The following is a 15,337-nucleotide window of genomic DNA, read 5'->3' on the forward strand; positions in this document are numbered from 1 at the left end:
CTGATGCACCGGCTCCTATTGCCCTTTCATTGATACCGTCTTCAACCGCGTTCCGGTTTGCCGAATCCGGGAAATTCAGCTATATTAACCGGATGCGGAAACGCATGGCCCAACTACAGTTCGTCAAGTAATATGGAGAGGAGTTTTCATGGGGGCGGCTTATTTTTTCGGCGACATGTCCGGCTGGCAACTGGCCGCTTTGATTCTTTCGGCGATTCTGATCGGCATCAACAAAACCGGGGTGCCCGGCATCGGCACCTTGCCGGTCATCATTCTGGCCCTGAGTTTCGATGCCAGGCTTTCGACCGGTTTGCAATTGGTGATGCTCTGTACCGCCGATCTGATGGCGGTGGCCTATTACCGGCAATATGCCGACTGGAAACTGGTGCTCCGGCTATTGCCGTGGGCGCTGGGCGGCATCGGGATGGGGGCGGTGGCGCTGGAATACCTCGACGACAGTTGGATGCGGCCGGTCATCGGCGGCATCATCCTGCTGATGGTGGCGATCCATTTCGGCCGGCAGTACTTGCTGCGCAACGACGACCGGGTGCCCCGGCATTGGGCCTTCACCGCATTTTTCGGCCTGATGGCCGGCTTCACCACCCAGATGGCCAACGCCGGCGGCCCGGTGATGGCCATCTATCTGCTGGCGATGCGGCTGCCGAAAAATAATTACATCGGCTGCTGCGCCTGGTACTTCCTGATCCTGAATTATTTGAAGCTGCCGATCTTCGTGCTGCAGGAGCGCATCACCTGGGCCTCTTTCCGGGCGGACCTGGCGATGCTGCCGGTGGTTTTGCTGGGCGCCTGGTGCGGGGTGTGGATTTTGAAGAAAATTCCGCAGCGCGGCTTCGAATGGATCATTCAGATTCTGGCGGTCATCGGCGCGCTGGTGGTGATCTTCAAGGATCAGCTATTGCCTTGAGGATCGTACGGCAAAAGCGCCATGGGAGCCTTTCGGCATCCCATGGCGCTTTTGCCGTTTTCAGCCGCCGCGTCGACGGCGGCGACCGGACGGGAACGTCGGTTTACTTGACGCACATGACATGGTAAATGCCGTCGATGACTTCCGTTCCTTCGGTGACGTGCTCGAAGCCCGGGAAGGAATGATCCCAGTCCTCCAGCGATTTGAGGTAACCGATCTGCGGGCTGTCGGCGCCGCCGAAATTTTCTCCGGACATCAGCATCGGAATGCCCGGCGGATACGGGATGATCGAGTTGGCGCTGATCCGGTTCATCAGCTTGCCGCTCGGCACCATTTCCACTTCGTTGGCGACGATCTTTTCATAGGCCTGCCGCGGCGTCATCGCCATTTTCGGCAGCGTCGCAAAGGCGGCGTTGAGCTTGGCGCCGGGGTTTTCCTTCTGCAGGTATTCGAACATCCGGTTGCTCAAATCCCGGATGCCGACGTTGCCGTAAACCGCCGGGAAGGCGTCGGCCAGTTCCGGCAGCACTTCCGCCACCGGCACGTTTTTGTCATAGAACTGCTTGAAGGCCAGTAGCGTATTGATCAGCGTACCCCATTTCCCCTTGGTGATGCCCATTGAGAACAGGAACATGATCTGGAAGTCGGTCGTCCGGGTCGGGACGATTCCTTCGTGGTACAGATAGCTGGAGACCAATGCCGCCGGCACGCCGCTCTGCAGCAATCTGCCGTCGTCGCCCATGCCGGGACCGAGGATGCTGACTTTGATCGGGTCGAGCATCACCCAGTTGTCCTCCAGGTCGGTGAAGCCGTGCCAGGTGTCTTTCGGATCCATCCGCCAGCACTTCTGCTCGGTGATCAGCAGTTCCCGCGGCGCATCGGCGAAATCGTAGACTTTGCCGGTTGCCGGATCGGTGACTTTTTCCGCATTCCACGGTTTGAAGAACCAGGAACCCTTTTTGGTGAAGTCGCGGTACAGCCGGGCCATCGCCTGGCGGAAATCGACCGCTTCCTCAATCACTTCGCGGGTCAACGAGGTACCGCTTTCGTTCATCATCGCCGTGGAGATGTCGTTGGAGGCGCAAATCGCGTACAGCGGCGAGGTCGTCGCATGCATCATGTAGGCCTGGTTGAACCGGTTGAAGTCGATCGAATCCTTGCCGTTGCGGATGTGGATGTAAGACGCCTGCGACAGTGCGTTGAGCAGTTTGTGGGTCGACTGGGTCGCGAAGACGGTCGGGCCGTCGTAATCGGCCGGAATTTCACCGCGCATCGCGAAATGGTCGGCGTACATCGGGTTGAACCGGGCGTAACCGTACCAGGCTTCGTCGAAATGGACCCGGTTGACGGTCAACGCCAGTTCATCCTGCACTTTGGCGGCGTTGTAGCACAGGCCGTCATAGGTGCAGTTGGTGACGACTGCATAGGCCGGTTTGTCGTATTTCGGCTTGAGGCCGGTGGCGGCGATTTTGGCCTTGATGGTGGCCGGGGTCATTTCCGAACGATGGATCGGTCCGATGATGCCGTAGCGGTTGCGGGTCGGGATCAGGTAAACCGGGATGGCGCCGGTCAGGATCAGGCCCTGTTCGATCGATTTGTGGCAATTGCGGTCGCAGATGGCGATATCGCCTTCGCGCAGACAGATCTGCATGACGGTCCGGTTGGAGCCGGAGGTGCCGACGACGACCGAATAGGATTGGTCGGACCCGAATACCTTGGCGGCGAATTTTTCGCTGACGCCGAAGGCGCCGGAGTGATCGAGCAGCGAACCGATGCTGGAACGTTCGATGCCGGTGTCGGTGCGGAAGAGGTTTTCCCCGTAAAAGTCGTAGAATTTCTTGCCGGCCGGACTTTTGGTGAAACCGACGCCGCCCTGGTGGCCCGGTGCCGCCCAGGAGTATTCGTGGCTGTCTTCGTTGTACTGCCAGATCGCTTTCATCAACGGCGGCAGCAGGAGATCGCGGAACCGCTTGATGGCCGCTTCCACCCTGCCGGCGACGAAGACCGGGCTGTCCTCGAAGATCCAGACGAATTCGCTGACCAGCGCCATCAGTTTTTCCGACATTGCCTGGGCGGTTTTCGCCCGGTCAGCCAGCAGGAACACCGGTACTTTGGCTTGGCGGTCCTTGATGAATTTCAACAGTTCGATCGCTTTGAGTTCACTCTTGGCGTCCAGTTCCATGTCGCTGGTGATCATGAAGCAATCGATGTCCATGTTATTGCCGACGATCGGCCAGGCTTCCGCGTAGGAATCGGCCTGGATGACCCGGATGTTGTTGTCGAGCAGAACTTCGCTCAAATTGTCCAGCGCCATATTCATGGCGCCGTTGGCGGCGCTGCGTTCGTCGAGAACGATCAGAACCTGATAGGTGTCGATGTTGTTCGTCATAATTACTACTCCTCTATGAGTTGATTGGGATATTCAGCGTTAAATTGCCAGCCAGCCGACGGAAAATGCGATGACTGAGCCGATTGCCACGACGGTGATTGCAATGGCACCGATCAATTCCGGTTTGGTGAAGATCGGCTGTCCTTTGGCGTTCGGATCCGATTCGATCGCCTTGCGCCGGGTGTAAATGTAGACCGGAATGCCGATCATCAGAAAGACGAAGGCCAGCGCCATATATTTCAGGCCGGCGGCGTAGATCATCCACACGCCATAGATGGAGCCGAGGATGCCGCAGGCATAGGCGAAGTGGAATTTGACCGGCATGTTGGCCGGATACTGCTTTTTCGCGCAGATTTCCCAAAGATAGGCGGTGCAGGCCAGGTAGGGCGGCAGGATCATCACGGCGGTGATGGTCAGCATGAAAATCCAGGCGGTGCTGTCGAAGTAAACCATGATCATCGTCACCTGCATGACCAGACTGGGGACCCACAGCGAAACGTTCGGCATGTTGTTTTTGTTTTCCCGGGTGAAAATTTTCGGGAAGGTTCCGTCCTGGGCGGCGGCGTACGGAATCTGGGCGATCATGATCGTGAAGGCCAGCCAGGAGGTCAGCAGCGCGACGATGACGCCGAGGTTCATCAGCCAGCCGCCCCAGTCGCCGACGACATCCTGCAGCAGCGGCGCGGTCGAAGGATTGGCCAGGCCGGCCAGTTCCGGCTGGTACATCTTGCCGAACGGCAGGATGGACAGCAATGCGTAAATCAACAGGCAGGCCAGAAAACCCAGCACGGTGGCTTTGCCGACCGCGCTCTGGCTTTTGGCTTTGCCGGAAACCACCACGGCGCCTTCGATGCCGATGAATGCCCAGAGGGTGACCGGCATCGTCGATTTGATCTGGTCGATCAGACTGCCCAGCGGTTTGATGCCGTGGGCCGGAATCGTCTCAGTGCCCATGACGTCGGTGCTGAAGAAGGTCCAGCGGAACACGTAGAGCATGATCAGGATAAACAGCAGGATCGGCACCAGTTTGCAGATCGTGCCGATCGTGTTGATGAAGGTCGCCTGCTGCATGCCGCGCAGCACGGCGAAATTCATCACCCAGATGATGATCGAACCGCCGATGATCGACCAGATGTTGTTGCCGCCAGTGAAAGTGCCCGGAAAGAAATAATTCATCGCATCCATCAGCAGCACGGCGAAGCCGACGTTGCCGAAAATATTGCAGAGCCAGTAGGCCCAGGCCATTTCGAAGCCGGCGAATTTGCCGAAACCCAACCGTGCGTAAGCGTAAATACCGGTCGTCGCATCCGGCCTGGCGTCGGCCAGCACCCGGAAGGTATTGGCCAGGAAGAACATGCCGATACCGGTGATCACCCAGGACAGGATGACCGCCGTCAATGCGGCGCTTTGGGCCATGTTTTGCGGCAGGCTGAAAATGCCGCCGCCGATCATTGCGCTGACGACCAGCGCCGCCAGTGGGATTACGCCAAGTTTTTTGCTGTCACTGCTGTCCGACATAATTTTCTCCTCTTGATTGTAATTCGGAACGCTATTGAAAATTTTATTTTTATTCGCCGTCGAACCTCCAAATTCAACGGAACGAAATCAACCCGGCCGTGGGGGTGACTTTCCGGCGACGAGTCTGTCAGGGCAATAAAATGCGATTCCGTCTTGTAATGCTATTCTCTTGTCGATTGACCCGCTCCAGCGGAATGTTCGAAAAATGTCACTGAATGACGGAATGCTCCCGTTGCCGGAATTGATCGCGACAGCGGCGGCGGAAAACCGGAAAATGTTTCCGCGGCCGGTCGGACGACAAACTCCGCCCGGAAAAAATCAGCCAAGAAAAAGATGGTAAGTCGGCATGGTTCCTCCTCTAATAATACGCTTCACTTCATTAAAATAAAATTACTCGCTCTCTGGTTTACCAATAGCACGGTTTCGGAAGATTCAAAATAAAATTTATAAAAAAAGACGTATTTTTTTCACCGTCCGGGTTGGCTTGAGCGTATCGAAGCCATTGCGGCAGTTGAGTTCAACATGTTCGGCGGGAAGCGGCTATACTTTGGATACGAAGAGCGTGGAAACATTTCCGCTCAGAAAATTTTTTTGAATTTTTTTCTTGACAGTTGATCGGATCAATGGTATTGGTAAAAAATAGAGAGCGAGTAATTTCCCCGAAATTCTTTAATAATTGTTTATTTTTTTTTCAGTCTGCCGTTTTGGTGTCGCCGGATTTCAGCGGCGCCGGGCGGAGAGCACTGGTCGCAGTCTGCCGGGAGATATTGTTCAGGAGTAAGACAATATCGCAACAGCCGGCTTTAATGTCTATCAATGAAGAGGAGTAGAAAAATGAAGACAGAAAAATCCCAATGGCCGATTCTGTTGGTATCCAAACAATTGGGAGCAGACAACGACGATGCGTTCCGGTTGCGCGAGCTGATCGCGGAGCTGGAAAATGTCCAGGATTGCACGGTGATCGTCTCTTGTTCCTATGAGGATGCGCTGGAAATTTCGGTTTCCCGTGCCGATTTGGGGACAATCATCATCGATTGGGATCTGCCGTTGGAAAATCAATTGGAAGCGATGACGCCGGACGCGTTTGTCGCCGCGATCCGGCAGCGCAACCGGACCATTCCTTTGATCCTGCTGACCGACCGCCTGGAGACGGAAAATCTGCCGACCGATGCGCTCGCGGAGATTACCGATTGCCTGTGGAAAACCGCCGATCCCGTTCCGTTCCGGGCCGGTCGGTTCGTCGATGCGCTGGGGCGGTATCTGCAGAGCTTCTACCCGCCATTTTTCGGCGAACTGGTCAAATATGCCGAACAGTACAAATACGCCTGGCATACGCCCGGGCACCTCGGCGGGCAGGGGTTCCTGCGCAGCCCCGCCGGCGTGGCGATGTACAAGTATTTCGGAGAAAATGTCTTCCGTTCCGATCTGTCCATTTCGGTGCCGGAGCTGGGATCGCTGCTGGATCACGAAGGCGTCGTCTGTGATGCCGAACGCAATTCCGCCCGCGCTTTCGGCGCCGATCAGACCTATTACGTGCTGAACGGCACGTCGACGGTCAACCAGATTGTCTGGCGCAGCCAGTTGGTGCGCGACGACATCGCTTTCGTCGACCGCAACTGCCACAAATCGTTGAATTATGCGATGGTCATCACCGAAGCGTTGCCGGTTTACATGATTCCGCGGCGCAACAAGCGCGGCATCATCGGTCCGGTCCGGCTGTCGGAGTTCACGCCGGCTTCCATCCGGCAGAAAATCGACGCCAGTACGCTGATTCCGGCGGAACTGAAAAAGAATCCGGTCAAAATGTCGGCGTTGACCAATTCCACCTACGACGGCGTCTGCTACAACGTCGTCAATATCAAGAAGCAGTTGGAAAAGAGCGTCGAGAATCTCCATTTCGACGAAGCGTGGTACGCCTACGCCTGCTTCAGTCCGATGTACAAGAACCATTACGGCATGGCCGAGGACGAACTCCAGGCCGATCATCCGCCGATCTTCTGTTCGCAGTCGACCCATAAACTGCTGACCGCCTTCTCGCAGGCGTCGATGCTGCACATCAAGAACGGCGGCAGCATCAGGATCAATCCGGACGAATTCAACGAGTCGTATATGATGCACGGTTCCACCTCGCCGCAGTACAGCATGATCGCGTCACTGGATGTGGCGACCAAGATGATGCAGGATAACGGCGGCGTGATGATGCGCGACATCATCCTTGAGGCGGTGCAGTTGCGCAAAAAAACCGCTTCGCTGAACCGGGAATTTGCCGCCAGGGGCGACTGGTTCTTCGATATGTGGCAGCCGCGCAAGGTCAAAGCCGACGGCCGGACCGTCGATTTCTGCGACGCCGAGACCGATTATCTGGCCGATCACCAGGAACCGTGGGTGATGCGCAGGGACAACAACTGGCACGGCTTCGACGACATTGAGGACGATTATGTCATGCTCGACCCGATCAAGCTGACCTTTACGACGCCCGGACTGGACGACGACGGCCGGATGGGCAATCGCGGCATTCCGGCCGGTATCGTCACCAATTACCTGATCGATCGCAATATCGTCTGCGAAAAGACCGATTATTATTCCTTCCTGATGCTGAATTCGCTGGGAACCACCCGGGCGAAGCAGGGTTCGCTGCTTGCCGCGCTGCTGCAGTTCAAACGCGATTTCGACGGCAATACGCCGCTGGCCGACATCTTCCCGGCCCTGGTCGACGCGCATGGCGAACGCTATGCCGGCGTCGGATTGAAAGACCATTGCCTGAACATGCACCGCTATATCAAAGAGCACGACATGCTCGGCAAAATGCAGGCTGCCTTCCAGATCATTCCGGACCAGGCCCTCAAACCGGCGGACGCCTATCACGAAGTGGTGCGCCGCAACGTCGAATATGTCTTCCTCGACGCTATGATGAACCGGATTCCGGCGGTGATGATGGTGCCGTATCCGCCCGGCATTCCGATCATGATGGGCGGGGAAAAGATGAATGAAAAGGCACGTCCGATTTTCGAATACCTCAAGGCCCGCGAAGATTTCGAAAACGAATTTCCGGGTTACGAAGGCGACATCCACGGCGTGGAACGCGAAGTCCGCGACGGCCGTACCTGCTTCAAAACCATGTGCATCAAATCCAAATAACAACCCTCGACGGCGAATGCCCGGCTGCCCGGAAAGGCGGCGGCCGGCGCATTCGCCGGTATTTCCGATCGAATTACAACAGCTTTTTTCTGGAGGTATCGTATGGCTGCTACCAATGGCTCGAAAGGTACGATGAGTGTCTTTACGATGGCAATGCTGACCGTGGCGGCGGTATTGTCACTGCGGAATCTGCCGAGTCAGGCGGATTACGGCTACAGTATTATTTTCTATATCACGGCGGCGGCGGTCTGCTTTTTCCTGCCGTCGGCGCTGGTGTCGGCGGAGCTGGCGTCCGGCTGGCCGCAGGACGGCGGCGTTTATTTGTGGGTGAAGGAGGCGTTCGGGCCGAAATGGGGGTTTGTCGCCATTTTCATGCAATGGGTGGAGAACCTTCCCTGGTTCCCGGCGGTGTTGACCTTCGTCGCCTCGGCGATCGCCTATGTGTTCAATCCGGAATTGGCTACCAGCCGCTGGTTCGTCTTCATCACCATCCTGGTGATGCTGTGGCTGGCCACCTGGCTGAACTTCCACGGCATGAAGCTTTCGGCGTTTCTGAGCAGTTCCGGCGCGCTGGCCGGGACGGTGATTCCGGGGATCGGCATCATTCTGCTGGCGGCGGGTTATCTGATCGCCGGCAATCCGCCGAGCATTCAATTCTCGGTCGGCGCCATTTTCCCGGAAATGAACAACCTCAATCAGTTGATGCTGCTTTCCGGCATGATGGTGGCGCTTGCCGGGATGGAAATGTCGGCGATCCACGTCACCGAGATGTCGAACCCGACCAAACAGTTTCCGAAAGCGATTTTCAGCGCCTGCGCCGTGGTGATTTTGTTGAGCGTGTTCGGCGCGCTGGCCATCGCATTGGTGATTCCGGAGAATGACATCAGCCTGGCAGCCGGCGCCTGTCAGGCTTTCGACAAGATTTTCCAGATCTTTCACATCGAGTGGATGACGCCGATCATGTGCTTCCTGCTGGCTTACGGCGCCTTGACGATGGTGGTCACCTGGGTGCTCGGTCCGTCCAAGGGAGTACTGGAAGTCGCCAGGGAAGGTTATCTGCCGCAGTACTGGCAGAAGCGCAACAAGAACGGCATGCCGACCCGGATTCTGATCGTCCAGGCGACGATTTCCTCGCTGTTGGCGACAGTGGTGTTGTTCATGCCGACCATCAGCGGCGCGTTCTGGATCATGTCGGCGCTGACCGCCCAGTTGTATATGATCATGTATCTGCTGATGTTCGCCGCGGCGATCAAATTGCGTTATTCCAGGCCGGATGTGCCGCGTCCCTACCGCATTCCCGGCGGAAAGCTCGGCATGTGGATCGTTTCCGGCATCGCTTTTCTGACCGCGTTGCTGGCGATTTTCGTCGGTTTCATCCCGACCGGCGGGGTTCGTGAAAAAGGTATCGAAGCGCAATTCATCTATATCGCGTTTCTGTTCTTCGGTTCGGCGATCTTCGTGCTCATTCCGTTGTTGTTCTATCATATCTATGAAAAGGAACAGGCGAAAAAGGGCAAGGCGAAAGCCAGATGAACAGATAATGCCGGAGGAATTTGAGACGACAGGCGGAAAACGCCGGAACCCGATCGGTTCCGGCGTTTCTGCTGGTTGTAGAAAAAATCGTGCTGAATGGCTTTGGGGTGATTGATAATCAACGAAATGAAGATGATTTGGTTGACAATTTTCCTGACCGTCGAACCTGTCGCGGGTGAGGTTTGTCAATGAAAATAAGTCAGGAAAGGTTGGTGCGCATGAGAGCGAAGGAACGTCAGAACGAAAATCGGGAAATCGGCGATATCTGGTTCGGGACGCTTATCTGGCTGGGGGTCGTCACCGGATTTGTCGCCCTCGCTGCTTTGCTGGGCGGTTGTGAGGGGCTGCAGGACAAAGCGGTCGGAATCGGCTCCGGGGTCGATGCGTTCAAAGTGGAGACCTCCGGCTCGGTGTCCAGCGGGACGGTGCTGCCGAACATCATCGCCGGCGGCGCCGTCAACGCGATGGGCACCAGTCCGGCGATGGCGGAAGGCGCGACAGCGGCGCCGGTCTATGTGCATTCCAGGCGCGGCTCATTGTTCGGTCAACTGCTCGGTTTGAATGCCGATACGGAAGCGGTGGTCTACATCGGGGTGCCGGGCGAATCGGCGACGGAAACCACCGCCCGGCTGGCCGCCATCCGGCAGTGAACATTTTTTCTCGGGATATTTTACGGTAGCGGACTGCAATTGAAACGCCCCGGCCGGCGGCATCGCCGGGCCGGGGCGGATAAGTTCAGTTTGACATGAGGGGACGGTTTACCACAGCGAATCGGTGGACGGATTGAAATGCGCGTAATTGGTCGGCGCGTTTTTGACGATGTTGTTGGCGGTATCCGTGTCGAGTTCCGCGTTGAGCAGGACCCAGTTTTCGTCGCCGATATCGTCGATTTTGCCGTCACAGATAAAGCTGGTATAATGGCGGCTGTCGATGCACAATGCCATATAATCGCCGCGGAAGCGGCCGATCATCTGCGCCCAGCGCTGCCGTCCGTGGCGGCTGAGTTTCAATTCCACCTTGAAGAAATCCGGTTTGTCCGGGATCGGCACCAGCCGCGCTTCGCTGAAATCTTTGGAATCGAGATAGCCGTGCCGGTTGATCCACAGAGTGCGTCCGTCGAAAGTTTCCAGCGGCACTTCCATCTCTTCGGCTTTTTCGTTGCCGGGATATTTGACGATGTGATAGATGTTGACCGTATAGACCGGTTCCGTCTTCAATTTGGATAAATCAAGCGTTTCGCAGCCGGCGGAAAACAGACCGAGAATCAGTGTCGCAAGAAAAAGAAACAGAACGCGAAACATGGGGCCACTCCTAACAGTTACTGAATTTGATTCCTGAAAACCGCTCATACTATAATCTGCATTGTGCCGAACTGCAAGTCGAAGGACGGAAAAGCATTCGGTTGTTCGTCCGGGCGCTCCGGCGGTCCGGATGATATTGTACATCAGATTGGTCGTTTTATCCATTGCCAAAACCGGCGGCCGATGATATAATATATCCCGGTCGATTTGCCGACCGTTGAAACGAATTGCTATAAGGAACGCAACAATGACCGAACAGTATCGATTCCCCCGTTATCCGGCGGTGCCGCTGGTGGTGCACGACCCTTATTTCAGCCTCTGGTCGTTTGCCGACAAATTGACCGACAACTGGAGTTCTCACTGGACCGGAGCGATTCAGTCGTTGTGCGGGATGCTGCGCATCGATGGCGTCGCCTGGCGGTTTGCCGGGATCTGGGGCGATCTGCAGCCGATGGAGCAAATCGGTCTGGAAGTTTGGCCGACCCGGACGGTTTACCGGTTCGCCGCTGCCGGCGTTGAACTGACGTTGACTTTTCTGACGCCGGCTTTGCTGCATAAGCTGGAGATTCTGTCGCGGCCGGTGAGCTATGTGGAATTCCGCATTCGGTCGCTCGACGGGAAAGCGCACGACGTGGCGTTGTATTTCGACGCCGGCGGCGAATTGTGTCTCGACAATGTTTATCAGGCGGCGACCTGGGGGCGGCTGCGGCTGGAAGGGCTGGAAGTGATGACGGTTGCCGCGGCGGAACAGCGGCCGTTGCACCGGGCCGGTGACGACCACCGCATCGATTGGGGACGGTTCTACCTGGCGGTTCCGCAACAGTACCGGCCGATGACGGCGATCCGGTCGAATTTTGAATTGCGCGGCTGTTTCGTCGCCGGCGCCGCGTTGCCGGACAGCGACGATTTTCAACCGCAACGCATGCAGTTTGACGGCTGGGTGAGCCCCGGTATGGCGGTGGAACTCGGAACCGTGGAGCGCGAACCGGCCGAAGTGATGCTGATGCTGGCATACGACGATGTCTGGAGCGTCGAATATCTCGGCCGCAAACTGGCGGCCTACTGGCGGCGGAATGGGCGGGATTTCGGTGAAATGCTGCGGCAGGCCTGGCGGGAATATCCGGCGCTGCGGCAGGAATGCGCCGCCTATGACCGGGAATGGATGAACGATTGCCGTCAAAGCGGCGGCGAAGCTTATGCGCATTTGTGCGCGTTGGCGTTCCGGCAGGCGATCGGCGCTCACAAGCTGGTGGCCGATGAACAGGACCGGCCGTTGTTCTTTTCGAAGGAAAATTTTTCCAACGGCTGCATTGCGACGGTGGATATCACTTATCCGTCCGCTCCGCTGTTTTTGCTGGCCCAGCCGACACTGCTCAAGGGCATGCTGCTGCCGATTCTGGATTACGCCGAAACCCGGCGCTGGAAATTTCCGTTCGCGCCGCATGACCTGGGAACTTATCCGCTGGCCAACGGCCAGGTGTATGGCGGCGGCGAACGCGACGAGCTGGATCAGATGCCGGTCGAGGAGTGCGGCAACCTGTTGCTGCTGGCTGCTGCGCTGGTCAAATTTGCCGATGAATTGGAATTTGCCCGCCGCTATTATCCGACGCTGAAGCAGTGGGCCGATTATTTGAATGAAAAAGGTTATGATCCGGAGAACCAGCTTTGCACCGACGACTTCGCCGGCCATCTGGCGCACAATACCAATTTGTCTTTGAAGGCGATTCTGGCCCTGGCGGCGTTCGCGCAGTTGGCCGGACGGCTGGGTGAAGATGCGGCGGCGGTCGCCGTCTACCGGCAAAGCGCGGAAACTTTTGCGGCGCACTGGCGGCGGGACGCCTGGGCCGGCGACCACTATAAACTGGCGTTCGACCGCGAGGTTTCCTGGAGCCAGAAGTACAATCTGGTCTGGGACCGGCTGCTGGAGCTGGAGTTGTTTCCGGCGGAAGTGGCGGAGACGGAGCTGGCCTGGTACCGTGTCAGGCAGGAGCGTTACGGCCTGCCGCTGGATAACCGGAAAAGTTATACCAAATTGGACTGGATCATCTGGTCGGCGACGCTGACCGGCCGTGACGAGGATTTCCAGGCGCTGCTGCAGCCGGTTGCCCGCTGGCTTGCCGAGACGCCGAGCCGGGTGCCGCTGACCGATTGGTATGATACGCTGGACGGCCGCCAGGTCGGTTTTCAGGCCCGGTCGGTGGTCGGCGGCGTTTTCATCAAATTGCTGGCCGATGCGGCGATGCGCTCAAAGTGGCGGGCCGGGCTGGCGGAGTGAAACAAAATTGCCGGCCGGACCTCGTGAAGTTCCGATTGCCGTTTTTTCAACGGCAATCGGAACTTTTCCGCTGCCGCTCCGGTCTATTGTTCTTGGAACAGTGTAAATGACAAAAAAATGTTTTTTTTGAAAGAATCCGGAAAAAAAGAGTTGCAAAAGCGGCGGGAAGGCAGTATATAATATTGTGATGTATTATATAAGTTCCAAAAGTGTTTGGGTCATTTCTCTAGTGTAAGGAGCGGAAAAATGAGAAAGAGTCGTTTTACCTTGATCGAACTGTTGGTCGTGATCGCGATCATCTCCATTCTCGCCAGCATGCTGCTGCCGGCGCTGGGCAAGGCGAAAAGCACTGCGCTTAGGGCTGCTTGCAGCAACAACTTGCGTCAGGTGGCGATTGGTGCCAGTATTTACGGACAGGAAAATAAAAACTGGGTTTCGCCGGTTGCGGACGGTTTCGCCTGGTCGGTCTTGCTGACCGGCAAACATGCGAATGGCGCCAATGCCGATAAAGTCGGCGGTAATTATCTGGAAGGCGGCGTATTCGTCTGTCCGATGAGTATGGATGATGAATGGACCGAGGATACGGCCACTTATGCGATGTATGATGCTCTTAACGACGGAAATTACGACAACAAAGTAAAGAATTGTGGCGATTTTGTCAATCATAAAGTATTTAATGACAATAATATTGCCTATCGGACGACGAAAATTAAAATGCCGAGTACGATGGTGATGTTCAGCGAGTCGTTGAATCCGAAAGAACAGTCGATGTATTACCGGTTTTCACCGAACGCCGTTGTGAACGGTGCCTCGATCCATACCTATCATGACAATTTTACCAATGCGGTATTTTTCGACAGCCACGTCGCCAGCATGCGGCCGGGTGAGTTGAGCCAGACTGCGACGGAGATTACCAACGTCATTGATGACCAGGGAAATCAAATCGGAATGAAGTAAGATAGCGGATTCTGGGGCCGGGAGTTTTTCCCGGCCTTTTTTTTGTCTATGCCCGGGAAAAAATAGAACCGGGGATTGAGTTTCAGAAAAATTCCGTCACCGCTTGCGGAATTTTACCGGATGGAGACAATTTTTTCAGTGAAAACCGCAAATATTGTTGCAATTGCAACAATATTGTGATATAGTAAACGCACGTTTTTTGAGAAAACCGATTCGGAGGAATCTCATGCGAATGAAATTGTCACTGCGGTTGATTTATCTGGGCTTGCTGGTCTTGTTCGTCGTCGTCCTGCTGCTGACGGTGGGAACGGCCAACTACGCGCCATATTCAGGCCGGGCTTATGTCGAATACGGTGAAGCGCCGGTATTCAGCAAGGTTTCCGCTGTCATTGAGGAACTTTATTGCCGGGACGGCCAGCAGGTCGAGAAGGGCGATCCGCTGTTTCGGCTGGATGACCGGAATTTTCGGGCCGAAGTGGAACGGCTCGAGGCGCTCTATGAAACTACCGTCAATAAACTAGCCGCGCTGGACTGCCAGATTGCCGAACAGGAGGAGGATATCCGCAGGCAGGAAAAAACCTGTGAAAAGTGCCGGATCGATTTCGAGCGCGATCGCACTCTGCTGGACAAACAGGCGGTCGCGGCCAAAACCTTCGAGAATTCCCGGTTGCAATTCGACATTGCCGCCGGCGAGTTGGCGGCGATGCGCAGCCGACTGAATGCCTTGACGCGTCAGCGGGGACGTGCCGGCGACGACAACAGCGAACTCAAACAGCTCCGGGCGGAACTCGCCGTCGCCCGCAACCGGCTTGATGACACCGTCATTCGCGCGCCGATTGCCGGCTTGCTCAGTTGCCACCAGCTCCATCATGGCCAGATGATCCTGACGGCGGAGCGCTATGCGGTAATCCATGAAACCGGCAATCTGACGATCAACGCCGATTTGATGGAGAAGAGCGTGGGACGGCTGCAGATCGGTCAGAAAGCCCTGGTCGCTTTTGATGCGATTCCGGGACGGGTGTTTCAGGCTTCGCTGAAAGGCGTGGTGCGGGAATTGCGTTCCGGCTACGTCGCTCCGAATGAGTTCCACGAAATCGCCGAGGATACCCGCTGGATTCGCACCGTCGGCCGCAATCGGATTCAACTGTCGCTCGAGGAACCAATGCCGCCGGAGGTATTGTTGACGTCCGGTTCCAAGGCCGCCGTTTCGCTGCAGAATCCGGCCCATGCCGTTTTCAGCGGCTTGAGCAATGCCTGGATCCGGTTGATTAGCGTCTGCAACTATCTTTACTGACGGAGCG

The 15,337-nt window shown here is 56.3% G+C and carries 11 protein-coding genes; 8 read left to right on the plus strand and 3 right to left on the minus strand.

Going from position 1 to position 15,337, the window contains the following annotated elements; translation table 11 throughout:
- Positions 1 to 148: 148 nt before the first annotated feature.
- Positions 149 to 925 (plus strand): sulfite exporter TauE/SafE family protein, encoded by a 777-nt coding sequence (locus HWX74_RS11910; protein ID WP_176013750.1) that lies wholly within the window; start codon positions 149 to 151, stop codon positions 923 to 925.
- Positions 926 to 1,028: 103 nt separating this feature from the next.
- Here the strand turns inward: HWX74_RS11910 and adiA are convergent, their stop codons facing one another.
- Both adiA and HWX74_RS11920 read right to left on the minus strand, forming a co-directional pair.
- The gene (adiA, locus tag HWX74_RS11915; RefSeq protein ID WP_176013751.1) at positions 1,029 to 3,314 is read right to left on the minus strand and encodes an arginine decarboxylase; all 2,286 of its coding nucleotides are present in this window, start codon (positions 3,312 to 3,314) and stop codon (positions 1,029 to 1,031) included.
- 39 nt (positions 3,315 to 3,353) lie between these two features.
- A complete protein-coding gene (locus HWX74_RS11920; RefSeq protein WP_176013752.1) occupies positions 3,354 to 4,832 on the minus strand; it encodes a basic amino acid/polyamine antiporter in 1,479 nt (492 codons plus the stop codon).
- A gap of 834 nt (positions 4,833 to 5,666) precedes the next feature.
- Between HWX74_RS11920 and HWX74_RS11925 the strand changes: the two genes are divergently transcribed.
- The 4 genes from HWX74_RS11925 to HWX74_RS11940 all read left to right on the plus strand — a co-directional run bounded on the left by HWX74_RS11925 (position 5,667) and on the right by HWX74_RS11940 (position 10,153).
- On the plus strand, positions 5,667 to 7,970 hold the full coding sequence (locus tag HWX74_RS11925) for an Orn/Lys/Arg decarboxylase N-terminal domain-containing protein (protein WP_176013753.1): 2,304 nt from the start codon (positions 5,667 to 5,669) through the stop codon (positions 7,968 to 7,970).
- A gap of 102 nt (positions 7,971 to 8,072) precedes the next feature.
- Positions 8,073 to 9,503, plus strand: a complete 1,431-nt coding sequence (locus HWX74_RS11930) for an amino acid permease (protein ID WP_176013754.1) — start codon at positions 8,073 to 8,075, stop codon at positions 9,501 to 9,503.
- A gap of 20 nt (positions 9,504 to 9,523) precedes the next feature.
- Positions 9,524 to 9,682, plus strand: coding sequence for a hypothetical protein (locus HWX74_RS11935; protein ID WP_176013755.1), 159 nt, complete (start codon positions 9,524 to 9,526; stop codon positions 9,680 to 9,682).
- Between the two features lie 39 nt (positions 9,683 to 9,721).
- Positions 9,722 to 10,153 (plus strand): hypothetical protein, encoded by a 432-nt coding sequence (locus HWX74_RS11940; RefSeq protein WP_176013756.1) that lies wholly within the window; start codon positions 9,722 to 9,724, stop codon positions 10,151 to 10,153.
- Between the two features lie 108 nt (positions 10,154 to 10,261).
- Here HWX74_RS11940 and HWX74_RS11945 read toward each other — a convergent pair whose 3' ends face one another.
- Positions 10,262 to 10,804, minus strand: coding sequence for a hypothetical protein (locus tag HWX74_RS11945; protein WP_176013757.1), 543 nt, complete (start codon positions 10,802 to 10,804; stop codon positions 10,262 to 10,264).
- A 247-nt stretch (positions 10,805 to 11,051) separates the two neighbouring features.
- Here HWX74_RS11945 and HWX74_RS11950 point away from each other — a divergent pair, with 247 nt between their 5' ends.
- From HWX74_RS11950 to HWX74_RS11960, 3 genes are all read left to right on the plus strand, one after another.
- Positions 11,052 to 13,079, plus strand: a complete 2,028-nt coding sequence (locus HWX74_RS11950; protein WP_176013758.1) for a glutaminase family protein — start codon at positions 11,052 to 11,054, stop codon at positions 13,077 to 13,079.
- 246 nt (positions 13,080 to 13,325) lie between these two features.
- Positions 13,326 to 14,036, plus strand: coding sequence for a type II secretion system protein (locus HWX74_RS11955; protein WP_176013759.1), 711 nt, complete (start codon positions 13,326 to 13,328; stop codon positions 14,034 to 14,036).
- A 226-nt stretch (positions 14,037 to 14,262) separates the two neighbouring features.
- Complete coding sequence (locus HWX74_RS11960; RefSeq protein WP_217704939.1) at positions 14,263 to 15,330, plus strand: HlyD family secretion protein; 1,068 nt, start codon at positions 14,263 to 14,265, stop codon at positions 15,328 to 15,330.
- The last annotated feature ends 7 nt before the right edge of the window (positions 15,331 to 15,337 follow it).

Source organism: Victivallis sp. Marseille-Q1083, assembly GCF_903645315.1.
Classification (GTDB): Bacteria; Verrucomicrobiota; Lentisphaeria; order Victivallales; family Victivallaceae; genus UMGS1518.

What these genes read in the sequence shown, in the direction of transcription:
- HWX74_RS11910 (WP_176013750.1), top strand. Translation starts at nt 149, where the DNA reads ATGGGGGCGGCTTATTTTTTCGGCGACATGTCCGGCTGGCAACTGGCC.
- adiA (WP_176013751.1), bottom strand. Translation starts at nt 3,314, where the DNA reads ATGACGAACAACATCGACACCTATCAGGTTCTGATCGTTCTCGACGAA.
- HWX74_RS11920 (WP_176013752.1), bottom strand. Translation starts at nt 4,832, where the DNA reads ATGTCGGACAGCAGTGACAGCAAAAAACTTGGCGTAATCCCACTGGCG.
- HWX74_RS11925 (WP_176013753.1), top strand. Translation starts at nt 5,667, where the DNA reads ATGAAGACAGAAAAATCCCAATGGCCGATTCTGTTGGTATCCAAACAA.
- HWX74_RS11930 (WP_176013754.1), top strand. Translation starts at nt 8,073, where the DNA reads ATGGCTGCTACCAATGGCTCGAAAGGTACGATGAGTGTCTTTACGATG.
- HWX74_RS11940 (WP_176013756.1), top strand. Translation starts at nt 9,722, where the DNA reads ATGAGAGCGAAGGAACGTCAGAACGAAAATCGGGAAATCGGCGATATC.
- HWX74_RS11945 (WP_176013757.1), bottom strand. Translation starts at nt 10,804, where the DNA reads ATGTTTCGCGTTCTGTTTCTTTTTCTTGCGACACTGATTCTCGGTCTG.
- HWX74_RS11950 (WP_176013758.1), top strand. Translation starts at nt 11,052, where the DNA reads ATGACCGAACAGTATCGATTCCCCCGTTATCCGGCGGTGCCGCTGGTG.
- HWX74_RS11955 (WP_176013759.1), top strand. Translation starts at nt 13,326, where the DNA reads ATGAGAAAGAGTCGTTTTACCTTGATCGAACTGTTGGTCGTGATCGCG.
- HWX74_RS11960 (WP_217704939.1), top strand. Translation starts at nt 14,263, where the DNA reads ATGCGAATGAAATTGTCACTGCGGTTGATTTATCTGGGCTTGCTGGTC.